The organism is Hydrogenophaga sp. BPS33 (assembly GCF_009859475.1).
Classification (GTDB): domain Bacteria; phylum Pseudomonadota; class Gammaproteobacteria; order Burkholderiales; family Burkholderiaceae_C; genus Hydrogenophaga.
Window position 1 is genome coordinate 6319415 of the sequence record NZ_CP044549.1, and the last position, 6367, is coordinate 6325781.

At 63.9% G+C, this 6367-nt stretch carries 8 protein-coding genes; 1 reads left to right on the plus strand and 7 read right to left on the minus strand.

Going from position 1 to position 6367, the window contains the following annotated elements; genetic code table 11:
• Positions 1 to 27: 27 nt before the first annotated feature.
• Complete coding sequence (locus tag F9K07_RS29330) at positions 28 to 573, plus strand: adenine phosphoribosyltransferase (protein WP_159596743.1); 546 nt, start codon at positions 28 to 30, stop codon at positions 571 to 573.
• 24 nt (positions 574 to 597) lie between these two features.
• On the opposite strand, the gene F9K07_RS29335 is transcribed toward F9K07_RS29330, so the two are convergent.
• The 7 genes from F9K07_RS29335 to rpmH form a co-directional block, all read right to left on the minus strand.
• Positions 598 to 1278, minus strand: a complete 681-nt coding sequence (locus F9K07_RS29335; protein WP_159596744.1) for a hypothetical protein — start codon at positions 1276 to 1278, stop codon at positions 598 to 600.
• An 87-nt stretch (positions 1279 to 1365) separates the two neighbouring features.
• Positions 1366 to 1857 carry a Crp/Fnr family transcriptional regulator gene (locus F9K07_RS29340; RefSeq protein WP_159596745.1) on the minus strand — a complete coding sequence of 164 codons (492 nt, stop codon included), beginning with the start codon at positions 1855 to 1857 and terminating at the stop codon, positions 1366 to 1368.
• A 107-nt stretch (positions 1858 to 1964) separates the two neighbouring features.
• Positions 1965 to 3374, minus strand: a complete 1410-nt coding sequence (gene mnmE / locus F9K07_RS29345) for a tRNA uridine-5-carboxymethylaminomethyl(34) synthesis GTPase MnmE (protein WP_159596746.1) — start codon at positions 3372 to 3374, stop codon at positions 1965 to 1967.
• 150 nt (positions 3375 to 3524) lie between these two features.
• Entirely contained in the window at positions 3525 to 5237 is a 1713-nt protein-coding gene (gene yidC / locus F9K07_RS29350; protein WP_159596747.1) for a membrane protein insertase YidC, read from the minus strand.
• Entirely contained in the window at positions 5234 to 5521 is a 288-nt protein-coding gene (gene yidD / locus F9K07_RS29355; RefSeq protein WP_159596748.1) for a membrane protein insertion efficiency factor YidD, read from the minus strand. Before yidD ends, yidC begins: the two co-directional genes overlap by 4 nt.
• Entirely contained in the window at positions 5511 to 5888 is a 378-nt protein-coding gene (locus F9K07_RS29360) for a ribonuclease P protein component (RefSeq protein WP_442907362.1), read from the minus strand. The genes yidD and F9K07_RS29360 overlap by 11 nt, the downstream gene beginning before the upstream one ends.
• A gap of 108 nt (positions 5889 to 5996) precedes the next feature.
• Positions 5997 to 6131: a 50S ribosomal protein L34 gene (gene rpmH, locus F9K07_RS29365; protein WP_006299042.1), complete on the minus strand. Its 135-nt coding sequence runs from the start codon at positions 6129 to 6131 to the stop codon at positions 5997 to 5999.
• Positions 6132 to 6367: the final 236 nt, after the last annotated feature.

Consider the following 6367-nt stretch of genomic DNA (forward strand, 5'->3'; position numbering starts at 1 on the left):
AATGGGCCTCCCTTTCGGACCGAGCCCATGGACACCTCTGCATTTCTCAAGTCCCACATCCGCACCGTGCCTGACTGGCCAGCGCCAGGCGTGCAATTTCGAGACATCACGCCGCTGCTGCAGGATCCCAAAGTCTTTCGCGTGCTGATCGACACCTTCGTCCACCGCTACATGGACCCCGCGCTACGCCCCAGTGTGGTCGCGGGCCTGGACGCGCGCGGCTTCATCATCGGGTCCGTGCTGGCCTATGAACTCGGCGTGGGCTTCGTGCCGATCCGCAAGAAGGGCAAGCTGCCGTTCACCACCGTCGAGGAAACCTACGAACTCGAGTACGGCAGTGCCACCGTGGAGTTGCACACCGATGCGGTCCGCAAAGGCGACCGCGTGGTGCTGATCGACGACCTGATCGCCACCGGGGGCACCATGATGGCAGGACGGCGCCTGTTGGAGAAGTTGGGCGCCGAGGTGATGGAGGGCGCAGCCATTGTCGATCTGCCTGAACTGGGCGGTTCGCAAAAGCTGCGCGACGCAGGCCTGCCACTCTTCACCTTGCTCGACTTCGCTGGCCATTGACCGACCGGCGGCCACTTCACAGCTTCACAGCTTGCCGTGCTGGGTTTCGCTCAGTGCCTGAAAGTCGCTGAGCGCCTCCGGCGGCACCTCTGCACGCGCTTGCGCAGGCGTCCGATACACAGGCGCAGGCGCGCTTTGCAGCGCTTGCCGGAAGGCCCGCACCTCGTCCTCGCCCACCGGTTGCAACGGCCCCGCGACGGATGCTGCGGCAGGCTTCGCCGGCTTCGATCGCGGTGGCACCATGCCAGGCGCCATCAATACCGTTTCGCGGCGTGTCTGTGCGCTCACCGACGCTCTCAACGCCATGCCCACCTGCTCGGGCGCGGCCTTGCGGCGCCAGTACACCGAGCGCACGGCCATGTCGTGCCGTGATTGGGCGCTCTGCTGGATCCAGCGCTCGATCTCGAGCAGATACTCGTCGGGCATGGATTGCCCGGACAGCGCCAGGTCGACCAGAACCAGAAAGCTGTCGCCATTGGCATCCAGTGTGATCACCTTGAACTCGTAGCTGGTGGAGAGCACACCCGCGCGGATGAGGGACTCGCGGATCACCGAGAACAGCTGATCGCGCCGCAGGATTCGGCGCCCACGCCGAGGCGAAATCAGCGGTAGCGTGGTCTGGCTGAAGCGCTCGCGCGCCCGGGTAAACGCTCCCTTGCCGCCAACGGCGGGCTTCTTGGCCAGCAGCCAATTCGTCAAAAACATCGCGTGAGTGTGCGCCTCGCGCGCACGTTCAATGGGTTGAAAAGACAGCGCAAAACGACCTTGCTCCGCACGCCACGGCACATCGGGTCACGTGACCGCCACGCGCTTGGGCCGGTTGTACATGCGCCTGGCCAGCACCGCGGACATGGCCACTGTGAGCTCGAGTGCGATCTCGGGGTGTCGCGTCGCCAACTCGCGAAAACGCAGGGGTGTCAGGCACCAGAGACGGCAGTCGCTGCCGGCGTGCACCGTGGCGCTGCGGGGCAAATGGCTGAAGAACGCGCCTTCGCCCAACAACGAACCTGCACCCACCACGGCGATGCGCACGCGATCGCGCGCGTCTTCGTAGTGGACGGTGAGAGAGCCGCTCTCGACGAAGTAGACGGTGCGGTCCTTCACGCCCTGCTCCAGCAGCACCTGCCCTTGTTGCAATACCGCGGGTTGCAGATGGTGGGCGAGCGTCGCCCATTGGTTGTCCTTGAGATTCAGGGGCATGGCGTCCAGCGCATTGCTCGCACGCATGGCGTGGGCAAGTCCTTGGATGTCAAAGCGCGCGGACGCAGACGGCTGGGCGTTCATGCCGGCCAAGATAACCGTGCGCTGCTGCTGCGCGCAAGCCAGTCTTTACGGCTGCTTACAGTTGCACTCTCGGCGGTCGGCGAATACCCCCAAGCGGTACCTGCTGTTCATTTGCCGATGCAAAACCGCGAAAAGATCTCTCCCAGCAAGTCGTCGGCCGTGAACTCACCGGTGATCTCGCTCAAGGCCTGTTGACCCAGGCGCAACTCTTCCGCGAGCAGGTCGAGGTGTTCGGCTCGCGCCAGCAGGAGTTCGTGGGCGGACCCGAGGTGCTCTTGCACGCGGCGCAGCGCCTGCAGATGCCGCTCGCGGGCCATGAAAAGACCGTCGCCGCCATGCTGCTGCCACCCCGCGAGCTCGAGCAGACGCTGGCGCAGCGCCTGCAGGCCCGTGCCGTGGCGCGCCGAGATCGCCAGCGTGTGCGGCTGCGAGCAAAGGGCCTTCGGGATCTCCGCATCCACCTGATCGAGCTTGTTCCACACATGCAGCACCGGCACGCTCTGCGGCACCGATGCGGCCAGACTGGCCGCGATGGCGGCATCGGCGGTGCGGTACGCATCGCTGGCCTGTTGGCCAAGGTCGTGCAGAAACAGGACGGCATCCGCCTGTCGAATGCGGTCCCATGCGCGTTCAATGCCCATCTTCTCGACGTCGCCCACATCAGGACCGTCGCGCAGGCCGGCGGTATCCACCACGTGCAGCGGCACGCCTTCGATCTGGATGGTCTGTTGCACCACATCGCGCGTGGTCCCCGCAATGGGGGTGACGATCGCAAGCTCCGCCCCGGCCAAGGCGTTGAGCAACGAGCTCTTGCCCGCGTTGGGTTGACCCGCGATGACGACCTGTAGCCCATCGCGCAGCAGCGCACCCTGGCGCGCCTGCGCCATCACACCCGCCAGCGCCTCCTGCAAGCGCTGCAGCTGGCCGATCGCGTCCGCCTTTTGGAGGAAGTCGATTTCCTCCTCTGGAAAGTCCAGCGTCGCCTCGACCAACACGCGCAGGTTGATCAAGGCATCGCGCAGGCCGTGGATGCGATCGGAGAACACGCCCGCCAGCGAGCGCGACGCGCTGCGCGCGGCAGCCTCGGTGCTCGCATCGATCAGGTCGGCCACCGCTTCGGCCTGGGCCAGATCGAGCTTGTCGTTGAGGAATGCGCGCTCGGTGAACTCGCCTGCGCGCGCCGGGCGCAAGGTGGGTGCCGCCTCACGCGCCACTTCCAGGCAGCGTGCCAACAAAAGCTGCAACACGACAGGGCCCCCATGCCCCTGCAGCTCCAACACGTCTTCGCCGGTGTAGGAGTGAGGACCGGGAAACCACAAGGCCAGGCCGTGGTCGATCGGTTGGCCCTGCGCATCGGTAAAGGGCAGGTAGGTGGCCTCTCGCGGCTTCAGTGCACGCCCCAGCAAGGCCTGTGAAAACGGTGCCAGCCCCCTTCCCGACAACCGCACGATGCCCACGCCGCCGCGGCCGGGCGCGGTGGCAATGGCGACGATGGGATCACGAGAGGTAGAGAGCATGGCAAGCAAGCATAAAAGACAAACGGGCCTGCAAAGCAGACCCGCCACCGGAGAAGAAGCCCTCGTCCAGAGGCGTCAAGGGTCCGGCTTCCGCCGGCCCAAGACGCCGTCCCCCTTTGAGGGGGAAGCCGCGTCAGCGGCGCCGGGGGGTCACGTGAACTTCGGCATGTTGAATTTCAGCGGCACGCCCATGCTCTTGTTGATGTAGGCCTGCTGGAGGATCGTCAGCACGTTGTTCGTGATCCAGTAGAGCACCAGGCCCGACGGGAAGAAGAAGAACATGACCGAGAACATCAGCGGCATGAGCCACATCAGCTTGGCCTGCAACGGATCCGGAGGCAGCGGGTTCAGCGAGGTCTGGATCATGGTGGTGACGGCCATCACCAACGGCAGGATGAAGTAGGGATCGGGCGAAGACAGGTCGGTGATCCAGGCCATCCACGGCGCATTGCGCATTTCCACGCTGGACAGCAACACCCAGTAGAGCGCGATGAAAACGGGGATCTGGATGAGGATGGGGAAGCAACCGCCCAGGGGGTTGACCTTTTCCTCGCGGTACATCTTCATCATCTCCTGCTGCATCTGCTGCGGACTGCCCTTGAGGCGTTCGCGCATTTCCATGATGCGGGGATTGATCTTCTTCATCTTGGCCATGCTGCGGTACGCGCTGGCGTTGAGCCAATAGAACGCGGCCTTGATCAGCACCACCAGCAGCACGATCGACCAGCCCCAGTTCGCCACGAAGCCGTGGATCTTCTCCAGCAGCCAATACAGCGGCTTGGCCAGAATGGTCAGCCAGCCGTAGTCCTTGACCAGCTCCAGGCCTGGGGCGATCTTTTCGAGCACCTTTTCTTCCTGCGGGCCGAGGAAAAGGCGCGAGGACCGGCTCAGGCTCTGGCCGGGTTCGATGCTGTCCAGCGCGATGATGCTGCCCACCGAGAACAGGTTGTTGTCGATCTTGCGTGCGAAGTTTTCGCGCGACACGCCTTCGTCGATCAACCAGGCCGACGCGAAGTAGTGCTGCACCATCGCGACATAGCCATCGTTCGACGATTTCACATACTCGGCCTTGTCCTTTTCGATGTTGGCGAACTCGACCTTCTGGTATTTCTTTTCATACGTATAGACGGCCGGACCGGTGAAAGTCGAATAGAAGGGCGTCTCGCTGCTCAGCTTGCTGCCATCGCGCACCAGCTGGACATAGAGCTGCGGCTTCACGGCCTGGCTGCCCACGTTCTGCACTTCGTGCCGCACACCGATCGCGTAGCTGCCACGTTGGATGGTGTAGGTCTTGACCAGCTTCACGCCACCCACTTCGGCAGACTCGAAGCGCACCTGCAGTTCGTCCTGCCCGTCGGCCAACGCCGTGGGATTGCCCACCAAGGTCATGGGGGTCTTGTGGGTCGGGAAATTGCCACCGATCAGGCCAGTCTGCGCCACATAGATGTGCTCACCGCCCTGCGTCAGCAAGGTGAAGGGCTGCGCGGTCTGGTCCTTGCTCTGCCGGGTTGCCTCGGCGTGCTTGAGCAATTGCGAGCCGATCACCGAGCCGCCTTCGCTGTTGAAGACCAGTTTGAAGAGATCGGTGGTGACTTCGTGACGCTGGGCCACGGCACCAGGAGCGGCAGCCGGTGCCGCGCCACCCGCAGCGCCCGACGAAGATCCGCCTGTGGCAGTGGGCACGCCCTCATTTGGGTTGCCTGCGACTGCTTGACCCGTAGAGGAGGCAGGCGCCGTCACGGCTGGCGCCGCGCCTGGGAAGAAGGTGGGTTTGTGACCATTGTGGATTTGCCACTTGTCCCAGATCAGGACCATCGACAAACCAAAAATGACCCACAGGATCGACCGACGGATGTCATTCATGACGGGTTCTTCTTTTCGCAGGAAGTTGAAATCAAGCTGGAGAACAGCGCTGGCATGGAGGCGGGCACGGCATCATGACCACCTTCGCACCAAGGGTGGCAGCGGACCAGCCGCCGCAGCATGAGATAGCTGCCGCCGAGAGCTCCGTGACGCTCCAGCGCGCCGATGGCATAAACCGAGCAGGAGGGCTCGAATCTGCACGTGTTGCCCAGCCAAGGACTGAGCAGCAAGCGATAGCCCTTAACCAATCCCAGAAGGCCCAGACGCGGCCAGTCAGACGGCATGGCGCACCTCCGCAGGCTTTGCCACGCGGGGCGCGGAATGCGACGCCAGCAGTTGCTCCAGCTCGGCACGCACGGCGCGCTTGAGCGCATCGGAAGTGGCGCTCACGAATTGCTCTCGGTTGAACGTGCTGCGCAAACGCACCACATGGGCTGCCTGTGGCAGGTGGGCAGCCTGATGACGGGCGACTTCGTAAATCTGGCGGCGGATGGCGTTGCGCGTCACGGCGCGCTTGGCCCAGCGTTTGGGCAACAGCACGCCCAACCAGGCATCGGGCACAGGAAACAAGGCCCGGCCCCCGCTCGCGCCGGAAAGAGCCGCGCGGTGCAATGCGAAATGGGGGGTTTTGGCCACAGGAGCGCCGGCCATGACAGCCTGAAACTGTTGCCGGGACCGCAGCCGCTGGATCACCGCAGAATCGTCCGGGTCACGCGGTGAGGTGCCGGGCAAGTGGATGCCGGCAAAACGACCGCAGCCTCAGACAGCGAGGCGTTTGCGGCCCTTGGCGCGGCGTGCGTTGATCACGGCGCGACCACCGCGGGTTTTCATGCGAACGAGAAAGCCGTGGGTGCGGGCGCGGCGGATCTTGGAGGGCTGGTAGGTGCGTTTCATGATGAGCGTCTATTGGAATCTGGGAAACCTGCAATTATCGCAAATAAAAGTGAAGCCCGGCAAGCACTTGCGGTTTGCTGCGCGCGTGGCACGTGAAGATGTCGGTGTGTCGATGGGGCGCCAGCGCCGAATGGCGAAATCGCCGTCGCGCCTTGTGGATAAGTCGTCAGGCGCTCTACAATGCACCGCTTGCCCCGAGACATTTGTCCACAACACCAACGCTTCCCCTTTTCAGA